This window comes from Chryseobacterium sp. MIQD13 (genome assembly GCF_050496705.1).
Taxonomy (GTDB): Bacteria; Bacteroidota; Bacteroidia; order Flavobacteriales; family Weeksellaceae; genus Chryseobacterium.
This window is the reverse complement of the sequence record NZ_JBNWAF010000001.1, coordinates 1,030,948-1,053,112: the sequence shown is the minus strand read 5'-3', so window position 1 is coordinate 1,053,112 and position 22,165 is coordinate 1,030,948. Positions and strand designations below refer to the sequence as shown.

Genomic DNA, 22,165 nt, shown 5'->3' with positions numbered 1-22,165 from the left:
TTAAAAATATAATTTTCAAGATTTTTAATTAAAAAGAATGCTTAGCTCCACAAATGTAACTTTTACTTAAACTTTGAAAATACTCAAAATTCCTTATCCCACTGTTTTCGTATCCTCTTCCTTCAAAATCTTTTTCTCCTTCATCGAAAGCAGCATTCTTTCATACTTGTATTTTTCCCAGTCAAACTGATTCAGAAAATCCAGGGCAGCCTGAAAACCTCTGTTGAAAAGATCCTCTTTTTCCTCTTTTTTCATAAAGAAATTCAGCCAGCTGCTTGTTCCGCAGTTTACCGTCTGAATACTGTATAGGCGATAGAAACTGTGTTTGGTTAAAAATGTTTTGTCATTAAAGCCCTTTAAGGTACTGATGATATTCCCGGCATAAGAAAAAGGTGTTTTGAGAATTTCTTCACTGGTTTTCCCTTTTTCTGAAAGAATATCCGAATCACTGGTAAGCTGTACCCCGAAAAGCGGCATTCTCGGATAAAACACATCGCTGGCGTGGAAAATATCAATTGGAAAATTGGAAATACTGCCGCCATCAATAAAAATTCCGGCTGGGTAAATATCTTCCGGTTTTGTGTTCATCCAGAATTTCCAGGCATACTTCACAGAATCATCATCCTTATTGATTCTTTTCTGAAACGGTTCAAAAAAGAACGGGACAGACATGGAAGCTCTTACGAATTCAGCAGGGCTGATGTGTTTCAATTCCTCTTCCGACCAGTATAAATTGGCCATCGTAGGAAGTTCTATTTTTATCTTGGCATTAATATCCGTAGTAATCACAACATATTCCGATCGGAGCTGATAAAACGGATTGTTCTTATAATAATCATTGTTAACGGCACTTTCATAGAATATCCTGTAGCGGGTCTGATCAATATGCTCAAGATTTTTCTCTTTAATCGCTTCTATACTTTTCAGGGCAATTGAATAGTATTCCTGAGTGTTTCCGTAGCGGTAATTGAGGTTGAGATCATATTCTTTCTGAATGAATTTTTCATTAAGATTAGCTACTGTTTTAATGCCGAAACTGTCCAGAACACTTTCCATTGTATTTAAAAATGTATTTCCGGGATTGAATCCGCTGTTCTGTTTTTTGAAATCATTATAAAATTTCTTGATACAGAAAAAAGCGATGATTACGGGAATCAAAGGAATCAGGAAAAGAAGCTTTGCGTTAAGTGTTGTTTCAGGCCGGGCGACAAAAGGAATAGTAACAAGGATAATCATAACGACCGCCACAATAATGGCATTGATCTTAAAAAAATTCTTATTGTTCAGAATAGCATGAATAGTTGTTTTAACATAGGTTTTTCCATCCATGAAATCTGAAAAATTCCAGCTGAAAAGAATATCCTTGATTACTTCACTCTTAGCCTCCTCTTTAGTTTTGCAGGCTGCAATAAGCATTGTATTGATTGCTCCTGCACTTGTTCCTGCCACCTTCAGAAAACGGATTCCGAAGATTTCCAGACCATAAAGATATCCTACCAATGCACTTCCCCAGACACCGCCTCCTTCCTGAACAAATTCTACATACTGATTTCTCTGGGCATCAAGCAGGTCGGAAAACTCTTTGGATGAAATATTTCCGTGCAGGGCAGAAAGTTTCTCTTTAGATTCTGGAGAAAGAACATTTTCCTCAAGAATTTTGTTTAAAATTTCGGTTTTCATGGTTGGTTTGGTGTTTAGCTGCTTTTGATTAAAGGCAAGGGCTCAATGTTTTTTCTATTGTTAAACATACAAAATAACTCAAGAGTTTTCTGTCACCATCATCCGAAACCTGTCCAATTTAATTATATTCCCCAATTACCACTGCTTACGTCTTGCATAAATAAATGTACAGATCACAACCAGAGCCATAATGCCTACTGTTATAAAGTATCCGTATTTATGATGAAGCTCAGGCATATTATCGAAATTCATCCCATAAACACCTGCAATAAAGGTAATCGGTAAGAAATAGACTGAATAGATGGCCAAAACTTTCATCACCTGGTTGGCCTTCTGATCCGAAAGTGCCAGGAACATCGAAATAAGGTTGGTAATCTGGATATTCAGATGATCAAAATCCGCTACAACATCTTTGTGTTTATCTTTTAAATCGACGATTTCGGAATCCTGAAGATTTAATAATTTGAATTTATCTACAGCATCCGTAGAAATTGTCAGCACCCTTGAGTTCAGTCCCGACTTTCTTTTCAGCTTATAAAGCCTTCTGATCTGGTTGGTATGGTTTGTATTTTTAAGGAAAATTTCGTTTTCGATATTGTCCATGGTTTCCAGAAGACTTACAGATTCATCATCGAAACTTTTCATAATCAGCAGGGCAATCATTAAAGCTATTTTTGAAGGCGGAACTTCTGCCTGCATATCAGTGAGCTGTCTTTTCGTCTCCGAAATGCTTCTTGCTTTCATTCTGTGGATCGTAATAATTGTATTTTCCAACAGAAAAATTCCGATTTTTGTACTGATATCACTTATCGTATTCAGGTTTTTACGTTCCAGTTCCGTACTTTCCCGGAGAAGAAAGAATTTTATATTGCCATCCTCTTCGTACTTCGGAAGGTGGTTTGGATCCATCGTATCTTCAAGAAGAAGATTGTTGATTTCATATCTTTCATGAAGGAATTTCAGGTCTTCCGCTGTGGGAGCCTCTACATCTACCCATTCACACTGGGAGTCTCTGTATATCGTGTCGATTGGCATACAATAAAAATACTAATATTTTGAAAAACTATGTTTTAAATAATTTTATCTTTGCCAAAATTAAAAAAACTATATGATTAAAAGTACAATAAAAGGGATTGGATTTTATGTTCCAGATAATGTTGTTACGAATGATGATTTAGCAAAGCTGATGACCACCAATGATGAATGGATTACGGAAAGAACGGGCATCAAAGAAAGAAGACACAGAAGAAACAGAAATGATTCTCAGGAAACCACAGCTTATTTAGGTTTCAAAGCCTCTCAAAAAGCTCTAGAAAAAGCAGGTCTTACGGCTCAGGATATAGATTATATTGTTTTTGCAACGCTTTCTCCGGATTATTATTTTCCGGGTTGTGGTGTTCTGCTTCAGGATATGCTGGGTTGTGACACGATTGGTGCTTTGGACGTAAGAAATCAATGTTCGGGATTTGTTTATGCTGTAAGTGTTGCCAATGCTTTTATCAAATCTGGGACTTATAAAAATATCTTGGTAGTAGGAGCAGAGATCCATTCTTTCGGATTGGATTTTTCCGATGAAGGAAGAGGTGTTTCTGTTATATTTGGAGATGGGGCAGGAGCTATTGTGCTTTCTGCAACGGAAGATGAAAATGCAGGAGATATCTTAGCTGTGAATATGCATTCCGAAGGGAAATACGCAGATGAATTGTGTACACAGTTCCCTGGTTCTAAATTCGGATGGAGCGACAGAATGAGAAAAGAACCGGAAAATGTAACGGATAAAGAAGTTTATCCTATCATGAACGGTAATTTCGTATTCAAACATGCGGTGACAAGATTCCCTGAAACCATGCAGGAAGCTTTGGATAAGGCAGGGAAAACCATTGAAGATCTTGATATGTTCATTCCACATCAGGCAAATCTTAGAATTGCTCAGTTTGTACAGCAGAAATTCGGACTTCCTGATGAGAAAATTCATAATAATATTCAGAAATACGGAAATACAACGGCAGCTTCCATTCCTATCGCTTTAAGTGAGGCCATTGAGGAAGGAAAGATCAAAAGAGGAGATCTTGTGCTCCTTTCAGCATTCGGAAGCGGATTTACATGGGGAAGTGTCCTGTTTGAATATTAATTTTTCATAGGCGAAAACATAAAAATCACGAAATAGTTAAATAACCAACTGATAATTCCCCTCCTCCGGAGGGGTGGCAGATCGGAGATCTGACGGGGTGGTTAAAAATAAAGGGGATCGGCCGAGCAAAGCTCGGCCGATCCCGTTCTTATATAGTAATTATTGATTAAAGACTCTTCAATAACTTCTCAGTATCCGTAGAATCCTGTCCCGTACTTTTAGCCAGCTGAACAGACTTTTCCGCCCAGATCTTAGCATTCTTCTTATCTCCGATTTTGTTGTAAAGATTAGCTAAAGTATCTGTATTGGCATAATTGGTATCTTTTTTTACAGATTCCTGCGCCCAGGCTACTGCTTTTTCCAGGGAAGTTTTATTGTTGACATTTTCAAAAAAGTTCCATGCCAGTGAATTTAATTCTTCCGAGCTTGTTGCTGAAGTATCCTTATAGAGTTCCAGCGCTAATTTTTCATAGGTTGGGATGTCCTTATCCTTTAAAGCTCTGCTTGCTTTTGCTCTTTTTAAGATTTTTTCAGCTTCATCCTTGGTCAGAAATTTTTGTGATTCTGTCAGAAAATAGTTGTCGTTCCAGGATTTTGTATCTGCGTTGTAAGACTTTTTAAGAACAGTATTCACTTTTACATTTTTATCAAATTTTCCATATCTGTCTTCCGGAAAAATTTTAATGATCTCAGGTTTTCTACTCTGGAATATCTTATATAATGGGCTTTCTGTACTTTGAGTTCCTGAAAGAAGCATTTGTACATCTTCCTTATCAAGTTCGGTTTTTTGCTGGAAATAACGGTCCAATACTTTTCCTGCAAATTCAGAATCATTATAGATAGTAAGTTCTGCAAGATTCTTTAAAAATTCAGGATCTTTTTCTCCGTTTTCAAATTTTTGCTTTAATGCGGTAAGCCTTTTACTTGGGTCTTCAGCATCTTTGGCAAACTGGATAAAATCTTTTTCTTCCACATAGCCCAATGTTCTGTGTACCTCCTCTCCGTCACCATTGATGAAAAGATAAGTAGGAAATGCTTTTACATTGTATTTCTTGGCAAGACCTATTCCTTCTCCTTTTTCCATATCTATTTTGGCATTGATAAAATGAGAATTGTAAAAATCTCCAACCGTCTGAAGTGGAAAAATATTTTTTACCATCAGCTTGCAGGGTCCACACCATGATGCATAAGCATCTATAAATACAAGTTTATTCTCTTTCTTTGCTTTGGCCAGTATAGCAGAGAAGTTACTGTCTTCAAATTTAATCCCCTGCGCCAATGCCAGAGCACTTATAAATAGAGAAGAAAATATTGCTAATTTTTTCATAAAAACTTTTTATTGATTACAAATGTAATAATTATGTTAACACATAAGTCGGTGCAGAAAGAAAATAGTTACGGATCTTTTATTTTAATATATAATAAATCTATTTAAGGTGAGAATTATTAATGGAGTGTTGTTAAAATAAACAATATTTGTATTTTTAATTAAAAAAATTAAATAATACAAGAATATTTTAATAAAATATAAAATATTAGTAGCTTTGTAAAAAACAAAAAGACACCCCATGAGAATGATGAATTATTATAAAATCAAAATAATAATTTACTTTTTTTATGTCTAGAAGTCTGCTGAAACTTTTGTTTTTGTTCATTACCGCTGTCCCCATTCTGGCTCAGAAAAAATATAATTTTGACCAAGTCTGTGAAAGAGCATCTGTTCAGGTGGCTCAAAAAGATATTCCTAAAGCCTTAAAAACGGCTGATTCTTTATACATGACGGCGCAAAAGCCTCTGGCCAAAGTAAAAAGTCTCTTACTTTCTGCTGAACTTTATCATTCTTCAGGCGAATACAAAAAATCCATATGCTATGGTGAAAATGCTCATTCTTTACTAATTCAGATTGATGATGCAGAATGGACTTCCCGTGTCAACGGATTTTTAGCTAAAGAATATCGGTTAGTCGGTCTTTTTGAGAGATCTAAAAAATATACTCTGCAAGGTATAGAAGTGGCAAAAGGCATCAGTGATGTGCAAAAAAGAGGTGAAGTACTTGGATTACTGAATCAGGAAATGGCCTATTATGAAATGGAGCAGGGTAGCTATCCTGAAGCAGTGAAATTTATTGAACTTTCATTAGATTCTTTTGCAAAAGATAATATTAAGGATAATGAGCGGGCTGTTGCAGCTTCTTACCAGATTCTTGGTGATATTTATTTTAAATTAAAAGACTATACAGCTTCTGAAAGCTATTACCGGAAAGCAGAATCCCTGCTTAAAAATAAATGCTGTATTCTGGGTTTGGTATATAATGGCTTGGGAGGCATCCGTCTCAAACAGAAAAACTGGAAAGATGCTGAAATCTACCTGAAAAAAGCCGAAAATATTGCCGATAGTTCCCGGAGTCTTAAATTAAAGAAAGCGGTATATTCTAATATCAATGATTATTATGAAGGAACCGGAGATAATTTTAAAGCTTCTCTTTATGCTGTAAAATATGTAAGAGCTTATGACAGTTTAACTGCCAGAAGTCGTGGATTTGCACTTAAAAATCCTGAAACTCTGGTAAAATCAAATAAAAAAAATGCTCAGATCAGTATTGTTAAAAATACAGCAATTATTGTATTGTTTCTTTCTCTTATTGCACTCGTTGTTTTCTTTAGAACAAAACAGAGGAAGCAAAGGGCAAAATTCAGAAATATCATAAGAACACAGTTACAGATGATCGGTTCACGAAATGAATCTTTCCGCATAAAAACAGAAATTTCTGATTTTTCAAATATTTCAGTAGAAGAAGTAGATGACAGGGCAGGAGAAACTGATAAGCGAAGAAACGAGTCTCTGATGACATCCGAAACAGAATCAAAGCTTCTGGAGCTTCTCGAGGAATTTGAAAAAGGAGAATTGTATAACAATAAGAATATGTCCCTGTCCTTTTTGGCGGCAGAACTGAATACCAATACAAAATATCTGTCGTATGTGATCAACCGGCATAAAAGTGCAGATGTTAAAACATATGTCAACCGTTTAAGGATTAATTATATTGTAGACAAACTCATCAATGATGATAAATACAGACAATATAAAATAAGTATTCTTGCTGAAGAATGCGGATTTTCTTCACACAGTAAATTTGCTTCGGTATTTAAAGCGGTAACAGATTTTTCTCCCTCCGCCTATATTAAATACCTGGATGAAAATTAATCTGATCAAAATATTCATTTTCCTGAAAATAATTAAGAAATAGATGTTTTTATCCATTCTGTCTTTTCATTTTCATGAAAATGGCTAACCTATTGTTTTACGTAAGGCCTTCACATCTATATCTTTGCGCCAGCTTTACAGGAACAGGCATACTGCATGTCACTCATTTTTAATCTTCGGTTCTTATAAGGCAGAGCTGCGTTCAATCTTAAATACTAAAAATTAATAAGCGGTGTAAAGTATCACCGATTATTTATAAACCATGAAAACTTTTAACTAATAAACTAAACGGAGGAGAAAATCTCTAACGGTCGTATCGGCATATGTATTTCCATACTGCCTTTGGAAAGATCAATGCAGCTATGCCGATTGCGACTTTATGAAAGAAAAAATCTGCAAATGTGGAATACTCATCTTAAAGCCACCACATTTTACAATACAATCGGGGTTGATTGCCCGGTTTTTTTCAGTCAAGTTTTTTTAAGTGCAAATCCGCAGTGAGGCTGCGGATTTGTTTTTTTTATTTAGTTTTTAAACTGTCGGTTTTTACTTTGGCAGTATCCTGGGTAACGGGAGCCGGTTCAGAATTGGCAACCGCTGAATCCCCCATCTTATTTCTCAGGGAATCCTTATTGTGCTCATCTTTGAACTCTTCCCTTTTTTCTTTATTCTGGGCACAGCTTCCCAAAAACAATATTCCCAGAACAGCTCCTATCCATAATTTTTTCATAATAGTTAATTTTGATGTTTAATTACTATCAAATATAAAAAAATATTAAACTATTTTTATTATTGTAGACTGTTATTCTGTTAAAATTCTAATTTAATGTAATAATTAAGTTTAATATTGATTTTAAAAGAAATACTGAGTAACAAAAAATCCACAGAACTTTCATCTGCGGATTTTCCATATTAGATTAAACTTTGTTTGTATCTATTTAGTTGGAGGTACGGTAGCCGTCGAATCTATTTTTATCTTGGCTGTATCGGTGGTCATCTTTGTTGAATCCGTTGTACTGGGCGTTACAGTTTTAGTATGGTCTACCGCAGTGGAATCGGTATTACCGGATGACATTGAAGATTCTTTGGTTCCGCAACTCACAGCTACTATTCCTAAACCTATAGCTGCTATCAAAAACTTTCTCATAATATTTTATTTTTAGTGTTGCTTATAAAGTTCAATAATTATTCCTAAGCAGGATAGTGAAATATTAAAACATAGATAAAGTTTGTTAAAAGGTGTTATAAAATAGATAGTTAGATAGTGGGTGGCAGATAATAGGCTGCAGGTAAATCAGGTTAAGATCTACAGGTTTTGAGCTTTAATTTCAAACTTAATTTTAAATATCATCCTCACTATCATTTATCATTCATCAATTATCATTTATAAAAAAGCCCCGAAAATATAAATTTCCGAGGCATATGATTATTCATTGCTCATCATTGATCAATGATCATTTATTCTTATCCTAAGTACGGATATTTGTAGTCTTTTGGAGAAACAAAAGTTTCTTTGATGCTTCTTACAGACGTCCATCTTAATAAGTTCATTTTAGAACCAGCTTTGTCATTCGTACCTGAAGCTCTGCCTCCTCCGAAAGGCTGCTGTCCTACTACTGCACCTGTTGGCTTATCATTGATATAGAAGTTACCTGAAGCATTTTCCAGAGCTTTGAAAGCCTCATTGATTGCATAACGGTCTTGCGCGAAAACAGAACCTGTTAACGAATAAGGAGAAGTGGAATCTACCAGTTTCAGAGTTTCTTTCCAGTCCTTATCTTCATATACATATACAGATAAGATAGGTCCGAAGATTTCTTCCACCATACTTTCATAATGAGGATTTGTAGTTTCAATTACAGTAGGGTGTACAAACCATCCTTTAGAATCATCAACTTTTCCACCGATTGCCACTTGAGCATCACCGGAAGCATTCGCTCTGTCAATATAACCTTTACATTTCTCAAAAGAGTTTTTATCGATTACTGCATTCACGAAGTTTGAAGGATCTTCAGGAGAACCAATTTTAATTGAGTTAATCTGAGTTTCCATTACTTTTTTCACATCAGCCCAAAGAGATTTAGGAACATATGCTCTTGAAGCCGCAGAACATTTTTGCCCCTGATATTCGAAAGAACCTCTTACCAAAGCAGTTGCCACAGCCTCTACATTAGAAGAAGGGTGAGCGATTACGAAATCTTTTCCACCTGTTTCTCCAACGATTCTTGGATATGTTCTGTAATTATGGATATTATCACCGATCATTTTCCACATTCCCTGGAATACTTTTGTAGAACCTGTGAAGTGAAGACCTGCAAAATCAGGATGTGCCAATACTTTTTCAGCAGTTTCTTTTCCGTCTGTGAAAACCATATTGATAACACCAGCAGGAAGACCTGCTTCAATCAATACATCCATGATCACTTTAGCAGAGTAAACCTGCTTGTCTGAAGGCTTCCAAACCACAACGTTCCCAAGCATTGCCATACATGTAGGTAAGTTTCCTGAAATGGCCGTAAAGTTGAATGGAGTTACCGCAAAACAGAAACCTTCCAATGGTCTGTACTCTACACGGTTCCAGATTCCGGCATCAGAAACAGGCTGCTCAGAATACATTTCAGTCATGAATTCTACGTTGAATCTTAAGAAATCAATAAATTCACAAGCAGAATCTATCTCAGCCTGGTGTACGTTCTTAGACTGTCCGATCATCGTTGCTGCATTGATCACATCTCTGTAAGGTCCTGCCAAAAGATCAGCCGCCTTTAAGAAAATAGCTGCACGCTGTTCCCAGCCCAGTTCGTTCCATTCTTTTTTAGCTGCCAGTGCCGCGTTGATAGCGTCATCTACATGCTGCATGGTACCTTTATAGTAAAATCCGAAATCATGGGCATGATCCTGAGGAGACTGAAGCTGAATTTTCTCGTCAGTCTTCACTTCCTTTCCATTAATGATCATTGGAATTTCTGTCTTCTCAGCCCACATCTTTTTGTAGGTAGCGATAAGGCTTTTAACTTCTGGAGATCCCGGTACATAAGAATTTACCGGCTCGTTTACTGCAAATGGTACTTGCGAAATTGCTTTTGACATATTATGTTGTATTATTTAAAAATTGATAAATATGTTGGTATACAAATTTACAATAATTAACGCAAAGAAAAAACACTGCTCATCTTCATGAAATGAAACCTATTACTGTTTTATTTTTAAAAGAATATCATTTTAGTGACGTATAATGAATGATTTTTAACATTTTTTAGATTGATTTTTTAAATTAAATTTGAAGATAATCAGTTTTAAAACAATTATATAAATCAAAACATTAAAATATTTGTTGCAATAGAAGACTTTAATATTAAATTATTAAGTGTCTGTATGAAAGAAGTTTACCAATAAGCTATAATTGAGCAATGATTATACTTGTCTCGATTTTGAACATTTTAAATGATCTTTTTGATAGCTGAGGCCTATAGGATTGTCTAATTTTATCCCATCAATGACTGATATGAAAAATAGAATCCTATTATTCTCTTTCGTAATGTTTTTCACCGCTTTATGTGCAGGTTTTTTTGCAGGTAACGGGAAGGCTCAGTCATATCTTGGTGACTCCTCAAAAATACATTTCTTCAAACATGTAGACCAGCAGGGTCAGCCTGAGATTTACAATGTCTCGGATGATCAGGATGCACAGGACTCCGGTGATTTTGAAAAAGTAAAATTTGATTACGCCGTTATCACACAGCAATGGCTGAACTTTTTTTTCACCGACTATTCTTATAATACCCAAACCGTGGCTGTTCAAAGCTGCGTTTATATTACAGCACCCAGATACATTCTGTATCATTCTCTGCAAATTGCAGGCTGCTAACCATTTTATTCAATTTTGAATGATTCGTCGTATGATTTGTACATAGGTACAGATCCGTAAGATTCATTTCCTGTTTTCAAATATTTTCGAGTATGTCTATTTGCCTTTTTATGGGGCAGACAGGATACCCAATATCCAATTTAAAATAAAATACAATGCATTTAACACCGAGAGAAACGGAAAAGCTCATGCTATTCCTTGCAGGAGAGCTTGCCCTGAAGAGAAAGGGCAGAGGTCTTAAACTTAACTATCCAGAATCCATCGCACTGATCAGCCATTTTCTGCTTGAAGGGGCAAGAGACGGAAAAAAAGTTGCTGAACTGATGCAGGAAGGCGCTAACCTTCTTACCAAAGATGATGTAATGCCCGGAGTATCAGAAATGATCCACGATGTACAGATTGAAGCAACTTTTCCGGACGGAACCAAACTGGTAACCGTACATAACCCAATCCGTTAATACCTATTTCTATTATGATACCAGGAGAAATATTTGTAAAAGAAGGCACAGTTATCTGTAATGAAGGCAGAAAAACTGCAAAAATAAGAGTTGTTAATACAGGAGACCGTCCGATTCAGGTGGGATCGCACTTCCATTTCTTTGAAGTGAATAAAGCTATGAGCTTTGACCGTGAAGAAGCCTTTGGAAAAAGACTGAATATAGTGGCAAGTACTGCAGTCCGTTTTGAACCGGGAGAAGAAAAAGAAGTGGAATTGGTGGAAATAGGCGGAACAAAAAAAGCAATGGGTTTCAATAATCTTGTGGATGGGCAAACAGACTCTGAAGATCAGAAAAAAGCAAGCCTTGCAAAAGCTGAACAATTAAACTTTAAAACACACTAAGATGAGCTTAAACGTAGACAGAAAACAATATGCCAATATATTAGGGCCTACAGCCGGTGATAAAATCAGACTGGGAGACACTGAAATTATTATTGAAATAGAAAAAGATTTCACCCATTACGGAGACGAAGCCGTTTTCGGAGGAGGAAAAACCGTTCGTGACGGAATGGGCCAGAACGTTACTGCCAAAAGAGATGAAGGCGTTCTTGATCTTTGTATCACAGGAGCTGTGATCATCGACCATTGGGGAATCGTGAAAGGAGATATCGGAATCAAAGACGGTAAAATTGTAGGTATCGGAAAAGCCGGAAACCCGGATACAATGGATGGCGTTTCACCAAACATGATTATCGGTGCTTCCACAGAAGTTCATGGAGGAAAAGGCTATATAGTAACTGCAGGAGGAATTGACACCCACATTCACTATATCTGCCCGCAGCAGATCGAAACCTCTTTATACAGCGGAATCACCACAATGATCGGTGGAGGAACGGGACCGAATGACGGAACGAATGCAACCACAGTTACTCCGGGAAAATTCAACATGCAGAAAATGCTTGAAGCTGCCGAAGAGTATCCTATGAACCTGGGTTTCTTCGGAAAAGGAAACTGTTCAGCAGAAGCGCCTATTGAAGAACAGGTGGAAGCAGGAGCTTTGGGTGTGAAGATCCACGAAGATTGGGGAGCAACTCCCGCTACCATTGATGCAGCATTAAAAGTTGCCGATAAATATGATGTTCAGGTGGCCATCCACACAGATACCCTGAATGAAGGAGGTTTCCTGGAGGATACGATGAGGGCTATTAATGGAAGAGTAATTCATACGTTCCATACAGAAGGAGCAGGAGGAGGCCACGCCCCGGACATCATCAAAGCCGCTATGTATCCCAATGTACTTCCGGCTTCCACAAACCCGACACGTCCTTATACGGTAAATACGATAGATGAGCATCTGGATATGCTGATGGTATGTCACCACTTAAGCAAAAACATACCTGAAGATGTAGCTTTTGCCGATTCACGTATCCGTCCTGAAACCATTGCAGCAGAAGATATTCTTCATGACATGGGTGTTTTCAGTATTATGAGCTCAGATTCACAGGCTATGGGAAGGCCTGGAGAAGTTATTACGAGAACATGGCAGACGGCAAGCAAAATGAAAGAGCAGCGAGGAAATCTGGAAGAAGACAAAGAAGGTGGAAATGATAACTACAGAGCCAAAAGATACGTGGCGAAATATACCATCAATCCGGCTATTGCCCATGGTATTTCAGAATATGTAGGATCTCTTGAAGAAGGAAAACTGGCTGATCTTGTGATCTGGAAACCTGCATTATTCGGAGTGAAACCGGAAATGATCGTAAAAGGAGGATTTGTGATTGCAGCTAAAATGGGTGACCCGAATGCATCTATTCCTACACCCCAGCCGGTTATTTACAGAAATATGTTTGGTGCACACGGAAAAGCAAAATTCGGAACCTGTGTGAACTTCGTTTCCCAAATCTCCATTGATAACGGAACAATAGCATCATACAAACTGGAAAAAACAATCCTGCCAGTGAAGAACTGCAGAAATATTTCTAAAAAGGATCTGATCCACAACGATAAAACACCTGTAATTGAAGTGAATCCTGAAAACTACAAAGTAACGGTAGACGGTGAATACATTACCTGCGAACCTGCGGAAACACTTCCTTTAACACAGTTGTATTACTTGTTTTAATCTTGAGTTTAGGCTCGGTAAAATGCCGGGCCTTTTCAAAAAATGAATGATATAACTAACACTGAATAAATTAGAATGAAATACTTAAATAAAACTGTTCTTCCTCTTGCTGTAGCCGGGATGTCCATGTTTTCTGGACATTTGGGCGCTCAGTTTCTGGGAGGAAGCAGATTGAAAAATGATGAGGACGGACCCAAAGGACAATTTATGGTTTACGGTTCATTGGACTATTCAAAAATAACAACCCCTTCAAGCAGCTCCAGCACAGTTTCAAGTGCGCCTATTGGATTGGGATATTTTATTAATAATAATGACGTTATCGGAGTAAATTATGCTTACTCACAAAACGCTGTGGATCATAATGTCGTGTATAAACAAAATGAAGCCGGAATCTGGTACAGCCCGTCATTGACACTTGGAAAATATTTCCTGCTGATTGCTCAGGTAGATGCCCATTACGTATGGGGACAGCAAGTGTCAGGAACAGCAGACTCAATGGAAAACTTTAATGGTTACCGTCTTCGTGCTTATCCTTTGATCGGGATTGTTCTGGGTGGAGGCTGGGCGCTGAAATTCAAGTTTGCAGAGCTTTCAATGCTTCAGACGAAAACAAAACAGGAAGGCTGGACGAAAAGCTATGTGGCTGGAATCAGCGGTTCAACCTTCGGAGTGGGAATTTCCAAGAATCTAGACTTCAGAAAAAAATCAAAAAAAGATGATAATTAACGAAGCAATTGGCAATCTTTTCCAAAATCCAGCGACAAAACCTGTTGATTTCCTTGATCTGGAATGGTTTGAAACCACAAAAAGAATTCAGCGCAAAAAAACAAGACAGGGAACTGATGTCGCGATAAAATTCCTCCGCGAAGGACAACGGCTGCGTGAAGGAGATATCCTGTTTGAAGATGAAGAAAAGGTGATTGCAGTAAATGTTCTGGAAACAGAAGCTATTATCATGTCGCCGGATTCCCTGCTGGAAATGGGAACCGTTTGCTATGAAATCGGAAACAAGCATATTCCGCTTTTTATTCAGGATGATAAAGTGCTTCTTCCCTTTGAAATGCCGATGTTCAGATGGCTGGAAGCAAGCGGATTTAAACCGGAAAAAGAGACCGTAAAACTGCTTAATCTCCTTAAATCCAATGTGGAACCTCACGGACACGGAAGTCTGGGATCTTCAATTTTTACCAAAATCTTAAAAATAGCAGCTCCAAAAGATGAATAATATGAATTTAAACTTCCTGTCGGGCCTGCTTCATCTGTCTGATCCAACCCTTCCGATAGGCGGATATACCCATTCCAATGGACTTGAAACCTATGTACAGCAAAAAATTGTAAATAATTTGCAGACGGCTAAAGAGTTTGTTCAAAACATGCTTCAGTACAATATCAAATACAATGACGGAGCTTTTGTTAAACTTGCCTACAATGCTGCAGAAAATAATGATCTGGAACTGCTGTTAAGCCTGGATAATGAATGTAACGCAATAAAATGCCCGAAGGAAATCCGCCAGGCCAGTCAGAAACTGGGATTGAGGTTAATTAAAATTTTTAAAAGGAGAGAACACTTTCCCTTTATGGAAGCATTTGAAAAAGCAGTTCAGAACCGTGAAGCCAATTCACACTACTGTATCGTATTCGGGGTGTATGCTTATTTGATGAAAATTCCTTTATATGAAGCACTTTTGGGATTTTACCACACCTCTGTAGCCGGAATGATTACCAATGCGGTAAAACTGGTTCCGCTGGGACAGCTGGACGGCCAGGACATCCTGTTTTCACTATATCCTGTCATGGAAAAAACAGCCAATGAAACCATGGAGCTGGACAGGGATATGGTTGGGCTCTGTAATACGGCTTTTGATATCAGATGCATGCAGCATGAAAGGCTTTATTCCAGATTGTATATGTCTTAAAAAAGATGATAAATAAGCCGGTTTGTAAAAAAATAAAATAAAAAAATGGAAAATAGAAAATATATAAAAGTAGGAGTTGCCGGACCTGTAGGTTCAGGGAAAACAGCATTACTGGAACGTTTAAGCAGAAAATTATTCGGGAAATATGATCTTGGCGTGATCACGAATGATATTTACACAAAAGAAGATGCCGAATTTATGGCAAAAAATAGTCTTCTGCCTCATGACAGAATTATCGGAGTGGAAACAGGAGGATGCCCGCACACTGCCATCCGTGAAGATGCCAGTATGAATCTTGAAGCAGTGGACGAGCTTGCAGCACGTTTTCCGGATATCGAACTGGTATTGATTGAAAGCGGCGGTGATAATTTATCGGCAACATTCAGCCCGGATTTAGCTGACGTTACCATCTTTATTATTGATGTGGCTGAAGGAGAAAAAATCCCGAGAAAAGGAGGACCTGGTATTACAAGATCGGATCTCTTGATTATTAATAAAATAGATCTTGCCCCACACGTGGGAGCCAGCCTTGAAGTAATGGAAAGAGATGCCAGAAGGATGAGAAATGGAAATCCTTTCGTATTTACCAACCTTAAAACAGATGAAGGTCTGGATAAAGTGATCGGCTGGATCAAAAAATATGCGCTTCTGGAAGAAATTGAAGAACCGAACCTGGTAAGATAGATGGACAGCCGTTTACATATCATTGCAGGATTCAAGGACGGAGGCTCTTATGTGAAAGATCTCTATGTTTCCCTTCCGTTCAGGGTGGTTTCAGTGGGGCAGAGGAAAACTGACAATAAACTTTATCAGATGGTAATGACTTCTTCCCCGGGAATTCTGGATGGAGACCATTATCATTTGGATATTGAACTTGAAAAAGATTCATCACTGCAATTGCAGTCGCAGTCATATCAAAGGTTGTTCAATATGAAAGACAAAGCTGTTCAGGAGCTTAAGGTAAAAATGGATAATAATACTTCTTTTGCTTATGTGCCTCATCCTGTGGTTCCTCATGAAGATTCCAATTTTCAGAGTAAGGCTAATATTCAGGTAGGTAAAAACAGTCAGATCATCATCAGTGAGATCATTACCTGCGGAAGAAAACATTATGGTGAGGTTTTTAAACTGAAACGTTTCCAGAACCTGATGGAGATCTATCATGAAAATAAGCTGGTTATCAAAGATAATGTTGTCATTCAACCGGATCTGATTCCTATTAACAGTATCGGAAATCTGGAGCAGTATACCCATCAGGGAACCCTTATTTTCTACAGTACAAAAGATAATGTAGACAAAAACGGATTGATTGAAACGATTGTAGATTCAGCTGAACAGCATAAATCTGAAATGGAAGTAGGAATTTCAGTTATGGAAGATAATGGTTTTGTGGTAAGGGCTTTAGGATATGGAGGTGAACTGATGTACAATTTTTTCCTTCAAATCCAGGAAATCCTTTGGTCATTGGGATAAACTGATGGAATTTCCCAGATTAAAACCTTAATAGGAGCAGGTTTTAGTCTGCTTAAAAATAAAATATAGAATGGCTTTAGCCGCAACCTAAATAATTAGGAATAATAGAAAAACAAAAAAATGGACAGTACAGTTTGGGCGCTTCTTATAAGTGCAGTTTCAATAAGTTTTATACACACTGCTTCCGGGCCGGATCATTATCTGCCATTCATTGTGCTTTCAAAATCCAAAAAATGGAGCAGGATGAAAACGGCTGTTTTAACCGTAGTCTGCGGGTTCGGGCATGTATTGAGCTCTTTGGTCTTAGGTTTCATTGGAGTATTTCTGGGATGGCAGCTGAACAAAATATCATGGTTTCAGGATATCAGGGGAAATTTCTCAGGATGGGCTTTGCTGATATTTGGTGGCATTTATTTAATATACGGACTGATTCAGGCTGTCAGAAACAAACCTCATAAACATTTTGATGTGATGGGTGAGGATGTATACGTTTATGAACATAACCATACAGAAATGGTAATGCCCCAGAAAAGAATTAAAGTAACTCCTTTGGTACTTTTCATGATCTTTGTAATGGGGCCGAGCGAACCACTGATTCCTTTATTATTCTACTCCGGAGTTAAGCATTCTATGCCTGAAATTGCAGTGCTTGTCACTTCATTTACAATAACAACGGTTCTGACAATGCTTGGGATGGTTCTTTTGGGGCGTTATGGCTATTCCACATTATTCAATACGGATAAATTGGAAAGATATATGGGAGTAATAAGCGGTGCTGTAGTAACAGTCTGCGGTATCGGGATGGTGTTTCTGGGATGGTGAGTTAAGTTTGAGGGTGAGAGAGTTTTTAGAGTTGGAGTATGAAAAATCGTGGAAGAGAATAAAGTACACAATATAACCTATGATTTTCAAATTCATTTAAAATCTAAAATCTAAAATCTAAAATCTAAGTCATTAATACATTTTACATACATACACAAATACATAAAAAAACTATGGACGAATTTTTTAAAAAACTACCTTTTATCGATAATGTTTTAAAAGGAATCGGGCAGATTATGCTTCAGGAAAACAGATGGACGGGGCTTCTGTTCCTTATCGGAATTTTTATGGGAAGCTGGCAGGGTGGTGTTGCAGTATTACTTTCAACAATGGCAGGAACTTTTACTGCTATGAAGCTTAAATATAATCCTTCAGAAATTAATGCAGGACTTTACGGTTTCAGTGCTGCGCTTGTCGGAGTTGCATTGTCATTTGTTTTTCAGACGACTTTGGTCATTTGGATCCTTATTATACTGGGAGGTGCATTGGCAGCTATTATCCAGCATTTTTTCATTCAGAAGAAAATACCGGTGTTTACACTTCCCTTTATCATCATTACATGGGTATGTGTATTTGTATTGCACCATTTTACACAAATTCCACCTTCGGAAATGATTTCTGCATCGGCAGCACCCGCGGACTATGATGATTTCCTTACTTGTACCAATGCTTTCGGAGAAGTGATCTTTCAGGGAGGGATACTTTCAGGTATCATTTTCTTTATAGCTGTTTTCATCAGCTCGCCGGCAGCGGCATTGTATGGTTTTGCAGGAGCTATTATAGGGTCTTACATCTCTCATATGAATGGCGAACCGATTGAGAAGATCCACATGGGACTTTTCGGGTTCAATGCAGTACTTTCTGCTATTGTCTTTTCAGGATTTAAAAAGAAAGACGGACTTTGGGTGCTGATAGCAGTCGTAATTACAGTCGTAATAGATGATCTTCTGGTAGATCATAACACACTGAATGAATTTGGAGGTGTACTGACTTTCCCTTTTGTTGCAGGAACATGGATTACTCTTTTAATTCAAAAACTATTTAAAAACAAAAATTGAGTAACGGAGTGAGGGAGTTTGAGGGTAAGAGAGTTTAGGAGATAGAAGAAAGGAAATGTTTCTCTGGACAATATTGAATTCAGTTTCCAGATTCATTTAAAATTTAAAATCTAATCAATTATTAATCAACAATATTTTACAAAAATAATCAAAAAATGAAGGTAACTAAAATAACAGTAATATTTCTGGCACTGGCTTTTAGCGGAAAAGTATCAGCTCAGGAAACAGAAAAAAAACTGTTAGTAAAAGATGCAGATGATAAATTCCCAATTGCTGATGTATTAATAAAATACAACCACGGAAACAGCCATACCCATTCAGACACGAACGGAATTTTCACCATTCCTGATGCCAGTCTTCCCGATACGCTGGTCATCAGCCGTCAGGGTTATGACGAGGTAAAATGGGCGATGATAAATGATGAAGATAAAAATAAAGTTATCTTTTTACAGCACAAACCCTATCAGATCTCCGAAGTAGCGATCAATCACAGTTCATTTTTGACGGCCATAACCAAAGTGGATCTGAATAAATTTCCTGTGAATTCAGCTCAGGATCTGCTGAGAAAGGTCCCCGGGCTGTTCATTGCACAGCATGCAGGAGGCGGAAAGGCAGAGCAGCTTTTCCTGAGAGGGTTTGATGCAGATCACGGTACAGATGTAAGTGTCAATGTAGACGGAATGCCGGTAAATATTGTTTCCCATGCCCATGGACAGGGATATTCAGATCTGCATTTTGTGATCCCTGAAACTGTGAATAATATTGATTTCGGGAAAGGAGCCTACTATATGGACCGTGGAGACTTCAATACAGCAGGGTATGTAGATTTTCAGACTTATACAGGTTTAAAAAACAGTATGGTTAAGCTGGAAGGCGGTTCATTTAATTCAAAAAGAATTCTGGGAATGTTCAATATTCTGCATGATGACATAGGAAGGAGAAATGCTTATGTAGCTGCAGAATATAACTACACTGACGGACCTTTTGATGTGAAACAGAATTTTAACAGGGTTAATATTTTCGGGAAATATAACCAATGGATTACGGATAATGATTATTTCAATATCCAGTTTTCAACATTCAATTCTTCCTGGAATGCTTCGGGACAGATTCCTGAACGGGCTGTAGATGAGGGAATCATCGACCGCTGGGGAAGTATTGATCCTACAGAAGGAGGAAAAACTTCCAGAACCAACCTTCAGATGAATTTTAAACATATCATTTCACCGTCTGAACAGATTGATGCCATGGCTTTTTATTCAAAATATAATTTTAACCTCTACTCAGATTTTACTTTTTATCTGAATGACAAAGACCATGGAGACGAAATTCAGCAGACAGACGCAAGAAATATTTATGGTGCTGAGGTAAAATATACCAAAAGCTTTACATTGGCAAACAGCTCACTGAACTGGATTTCCGGAGTAGGACTACGAAATGACGATATCAATACATTACAGCTTAATCATGTTTACCACAAAGATCTTCTGCTGGACAGAAAAGCTGATGTGAACGGAACAGAAACCAATCTTCATGCTTATTCAGGATTGATCTGGAAAACCGGAAAATGGACCATCAATCCGGCTTTGAGGATAGATCATTTTATTTTCAATATGCATAACCTTCTGGATCCGGAGCAGCTTCCGTCCGGACAGTCAAAAGAAGCAACAAGATTAAGTCCGAAACTTAATTTTTCTTATGCTCAAAACGATAATGTAATGTGGTTTCTGAAAACCGGAATGGGCTTCCACTCCAATGACCTGAGAGTTGTTGTTCCAAATCCTGATCAGAAAACACTTCCATATTCTATTGGCGGAGATTTCGGAGTGAGGCTGCACCCTTTTAAATCATTGATCATTACACCGGCCTTGTGGTATATGTATCTTCAGCAGGAGTTTGTGTATGTGGGAGATGATGCAGTGGTGGAACCATCCGGAAAATCAAGGCGTTTCGGAGCGGATCTGGGTGTCCGTTTCCAGCCGGTAGAGAATTTCTATCTCAATGCGGATATTAATTATTCCCATGCGAGATTCATTGAAGAAGAAAAAGGTCAGGACTATGTTCCGCTGGCCCCTGTGGTAACCAGTACAGGATCTGTCAACTGGGATTTTATGCAGGGATTCTCGGTAGGACTTCAGTATAGATATCTTGGATCAAGGCCGGCGGCAGAAGATAACAGTATCAAAACAAAAGCCTATTTCGTAAACGATTTTATGCTGTCTTACAACCGCCGGAAATGGGGTGCCAATATTCAGGTAAACAATCTTTTCAATGTAAAATGGAACGAAGCCCAGTTTGCTACGGAAACCCGGTTAAAAGGTGAAGCAGAGCCGGTTACAGACCTTACCTATACTCCCGGAAGTCCGTTTGGAGTGAGGGTAGGAGTCTATTATAAGTTTTAAGGTTTGAGAGTGGTAGAGTTTTAGTGTGAAAAAAATCTCTGTTGAAATTTACCAGAATATTTCCATACTTAATTAACCTCTATCACCCTAAAACTCTACCACTCTCAAACCTTGATTAAGTAAATTTTGTCTAACTTTAATAAATTATTTATCGGATATGGAAGTATTATCCAATTTTCAGTATAAAAAGCTCTTTCTTCCTAATATTACGGAGAAGATACTAGCTAATAATGCAGATATACAGCTTTACCGGCTGGAAAATTACCTCAAAGGAATTCTGATTCCTGTGATTCCGTACCGTACCACTTTTAATTTTATTATTTTCGTGACCAACGGGCATATCAGGCAGTATCTTGAAAATAAAGAATACCATGCAGAAAAAGGGGGCATAATCTTTATCAAACAGGGAACAATTACAGCTACTCTGGAACTGTCGGATGATATCGAAGGCTTTTTTCTGGCCTATGAAAATAACATTCTGTCCGAACAGGAACTGCCAAAACACAAAAGCAGTATTTTCTTTATGACGCCTTTTCTCAATCTCGACAGCCTTACCTACGGAACCATTACCCAGCTTCTCCCGATCATGGAGCAGGAACTTTGGCTCAATAATCTGAACATGAATGAAGTAGTAGTCACAATGCTGCACCTGATCCTGATGAAAATGTTGAATACAGACTCCGATAATCATCACAAATCCGCGACGCGTCCAATGGAGCTTTCTCTTCAGTTCCGTGATCTTTTGTTCAAATATCATGTTGGAGAAAAAAGAGTGGCTTTTTACGCAGACAAACTTTCGGTAACGGAAAGCTATCTTAATAAATGTGTGAAAAATGTTACCCAGAAATCGCCAAAGCAGTGGATCAATGAAATTGATATTAATTATAGCAAAGCTTTGCTTCACTCAAGCAGGGATATTGCGGAAATTGCTTATGAGCTGAATTTTCAGACGGCATCACATTTTACGCAGCTTTTCAAGAAAATTGCAGGCATTACTCCTAAAGAATACAGGACTCATTTTTTAACAAACAAAGTTCCGATGTGAGA

Annotated in this window: 21 protein-coding genes; 15 read left to right on the top strand and 6 right to left on the bottom strand. The window is 37.7% G+C overall.

The features are described from left to right. Positions 1 to 93: 93 nt before the first annotated feature. Positions 94 to 1,680 carry a patatin-like phospholipase family protein gene (locus ACQWU4_RS04965; protein ID WP_429934658.1) on the bottom strand — a complete coding sequence of 529 codons (1,587 nt, stop codon included), beginning with the start codon at positions 1,678 to 1,680 and terminating at the stop codon, positions 94 to 96. A 135-nt stretch (positions 1,681 to 1,815) separates the two neighbouring features. Further along, the gene (locus ACQWU4_RS04960; RefSeq protein WP_429934657.1) at positions 1,816 to 2,715 is read right to left on the bottom strand and encodes a magnesium transporter CorA family protein; all 900 of its coding nucleotides are present in this window, start codon (positions 2,713 to 2,715) and stop codon (positions 1,816 to 1,818) included. A 73-nt stretch (positions 2,716 to 2,788) separates the two neighbouring features. Between ACQWU4_RS04960 and ACQWU4_RS04955 the strand changes: the two genes are divergently transcribed. Beyond that, the gene (locus ACQWU4_RS04955; protein ID WP_429934656.1) at positions 2,789 to 3,811 is read left to right on the top strand and encodes a 3-oxoacyl-ACP synthase III family protein; all 1,023 of its coding nucleotides are present in this window, start codon (positions 2,789 to 2,791) and stop codon (positions 3,809 to 3,811) included. A 166-nt stretch (positions 3,812 to 3,977) separates the two neighbouring features. On the opposite strand, the gene ACQWU4_RS04950 is transcribed toward ACQWU4_RS04955, so the two are convergent. Then, entirely contained in the window at positions 3,978 to 5,138 is a 1,161-nt protein-coding gene (locus ACQWU4_RS04950) for a thioredoxin family protein (protein WP_429934655.1), read from the bottom strand. A 290-nt stretch (positions 5,139 to 5,428) separates the two neighbouring features. Here ACQWU4_RS04950 and ACQWU4_RS04945 point away from each other — a divergent pair, with 290 nt between their 5' ends. Continuing rightward, positions 5,429 to 7,015, top strand: coding sequence for a helix-turn-helix domain-containing protein (locus ACQWU4_RS04945; protein WP_429934654.1), 1,587 nt, complete (start codon positions 5,429 to 5,431; stop codon positions 7,013 to 7,015). A 520-nt stretch (positions 7,016 to 7,535) separates the two neighbouring features. Here the strand turns inward: ACQWU4_RS04945 and ACQWU4_RS04940 are convergent. The 3 genes from ACQWU4_RS04940 to pruA all read right to left on the bottom strand — a co-directional run bounded on the left by ACQWU4_RS04940 (position 7,536) and on the right by pruA (position 10,105). Continuing rightward, complete coding sequence (locus ACQWU4_RS04940) at positions 7,536 to 7,745, bottom strand: hypothetical protein (protein WP_429934653.1); 210 nt, start codon at positions 7,743 to 7,745, stop codon at positions 7,536 to 7,538. 204 nt (positions 7,746 to 7,949) lie between these two features. Beyond that, a complete protein-coding gene (locus ACQWU4_RS04935) occupies positions 7,950 to 8,162 on the bottom strand; it encodes a cytochrome C551 (protein WP_429934652.1) in 213 nt (70 codons plus the stop codon). Between the two features lie 317 nt (positions 8,163 to 8,479). Then, the gene (gene pruA, locus ACQWU4_RS04930; protein WP_429934651.1) at positions 8,480 to 10,105 is read right to left on the bottom strand and encodes an L-glutamate gamma-semialdehyde dehydrogenase; all 1,626 of its coding nucleotides are present in this window, start codon (positions 10,103 to 10,105) and stop codon (positions 8,480 to 8,482) included. A 415-nt stretch (positions 10,106 to 10,520) separates the two neighbouring features. On the opposite strand from pruA, the gene ACQWU4_RS04925 reads away from it, so the two are divergent. The 13 genes from ACQWU4_RS04925 (at position 10,521) to ACQWU4_RS04865 (ending at position 22,163) form a co-directional block, all read left to right on the top strand. Beyond that, entirely contained in the window at positions 10,521 to 10,883 is a 363-nt protein-coding gene (locus tag ACQWU4_RS04925) for a hypothetical protein (protein WP_429934650.1), read from the top strand. A 155-nt stretch (positions 10,884 to 11,038) separates the two neighbouring features. Further along, on the top strand, positions 11,039 to 11,341 hold the full coding sequence (ureA, locus tag ACQWU4_RS04920) for an urease subunit gamma (protein WP_429934649.1): 303 nt from the start codon (positions 11,039 to 11,041) through the stop codon (positions 11,339 to 11,341). A 14-nt stretch (positions 11,342 to 11,355) separates the two neighbouring features. Next, the gene (gene ureB, locus ACQWU4_RS04915; protein WP_429934648.1) at positions 11,356 to 11,724 is read left to right on the top strand and encodes an urease subunit beta; all 369 of its coding nucleotides are present in this window, start codon (positions 11,356 to 11,358) and stop codon (positions 11,722 to 11,724) included. Between the two features lies 1 nt (position 11,725). Continuing rightward, positions 11,726 to 13,447 carry an urease subunit alpha gene (ureC, locus tag ACQWU4_RS04910; RefSeq protein ID WP_429934647.1) on the top strand — a complete coding sequence of 574 codons (1,722 nt, stop codon included), beginning with the start codon at positions 11,726 to 11,728 and terminating at the stop codon, positions 13,445 to 13,447. A gap of 75 nt (positions 13,448 to 13,522) precedes the next feature. Then, positions 13,523 to 14,173: a hypothetical protein gene (locus ACQWU4_RS04905; RefSeq protein WP_429934646.1), complete on the top strand. Its 651-nt coding sequence runs from the start codon at positions 13,523 to 13,525 to the stop codon at positions 14,171 to 14,173. After that, positions 14,163 to 14,672: an urease accessory protein UreE gene (gene ureE, locus ACQWU4_RS04900; RefSeq protein ID WP_429934645.1), complete on the top strand. Its 510-nt coding sequence runs from the start codon at positions 14,163 to 14,165 to the stop codon at positions 14,670 to 14,672. The genes ACQWU4_RS04905 and ureE overlap by 11 nt, the downstream gene beginning before the upstream one ends. A 1-nt stretch (position 14,673) precedes the next feature. After that, positions 14,674 to 15,363 (top strand): urease accessory protein UreF, encoded by a 690-nt coding sequence (locus ACQWU4_RS04895; protein ID WP_429934644.1) that lies wholly within the window; start codon positions 14,674 to 14,676, stop codon positions 15,361 to 15,363. Between the two features lie 45 nt (positions 15,364 to 15,408). Further along, the gene (gene ureG / locus ACQWU4_RS04890; protein ID WP_429934643.1) at positions 15,409 to 16,047 is read left to right on the top strand and encodes an urease accessory protein UreG; all 639 of its coding nucleotides are present in this window, start codon (positions 15,409 to 15,411) and stop codon (positions 16,045 to 16,047) included. Next, on the top strand, positions 16,048 to 16,836 hold the full coding sequence (locus ACQWU4_RS04885; RefSeq protein ID WP_429934642.1) for an urease accessory protein UreD: 789 nt from the start codon (positions 16,048 to 16,050) through the stop codon (positions 16,834 to 16,836). A 120-nt stretch (positions 16,837 to 16,956) separates the two neighbouring features. After that, positions 16,957 to 17,658, top strand: a complete 702-nt coding sequence (locus ACQWU4_RS04880) for a hypothetical protein (RefSeq protein ID WP_429934641.1) — start codon at positions 16,957 to 16,959, stop codon at positions 17,656 to 17,658. A gap of 173 nt (positions 17,659 to 17,831) precedes the next feature. Beyond that, positions 17,832 to 18,716: an urea transporter gene (locus tag ACQWU4_RS04875; RefSeq protein WP_429934640.1), complete on the top strand. Its 885-nt coding sequence runs from the start codon at positions 17,832 to 17,834 to the stop codon at positions 18,714 to 18,716. 155 nt (positions 18,717 to 18,871) lie between these two features. Next, complete coding sequence (locus tag ACQWU4_RS04870; RefSeq protein ID WP_429934639.1) at positions 18,872 to 21,118, top strand: TonB-dependent receptor; 2,247 nt, start codon at positions 18,872 to 18,874, stop codon at positions 21,116 to 21,118. Positions 21,119 to 21,275: 157 nt separating this feature from the next. Next, positions 21,276 to 22,163 (top strand): helix-turn-helix domain-containing protein, encoded by an 888-nt coding sequence (locus ACQWU4_RS04865; protein WP_429934638.1) that lies wholly within the window; start codon positions 21,276 to 21,278, stop codon positions 22,161 to 22,163. The last annotated feature ends 2 nt before the right edge of the window (positions 22,164 to 22,165 follow it).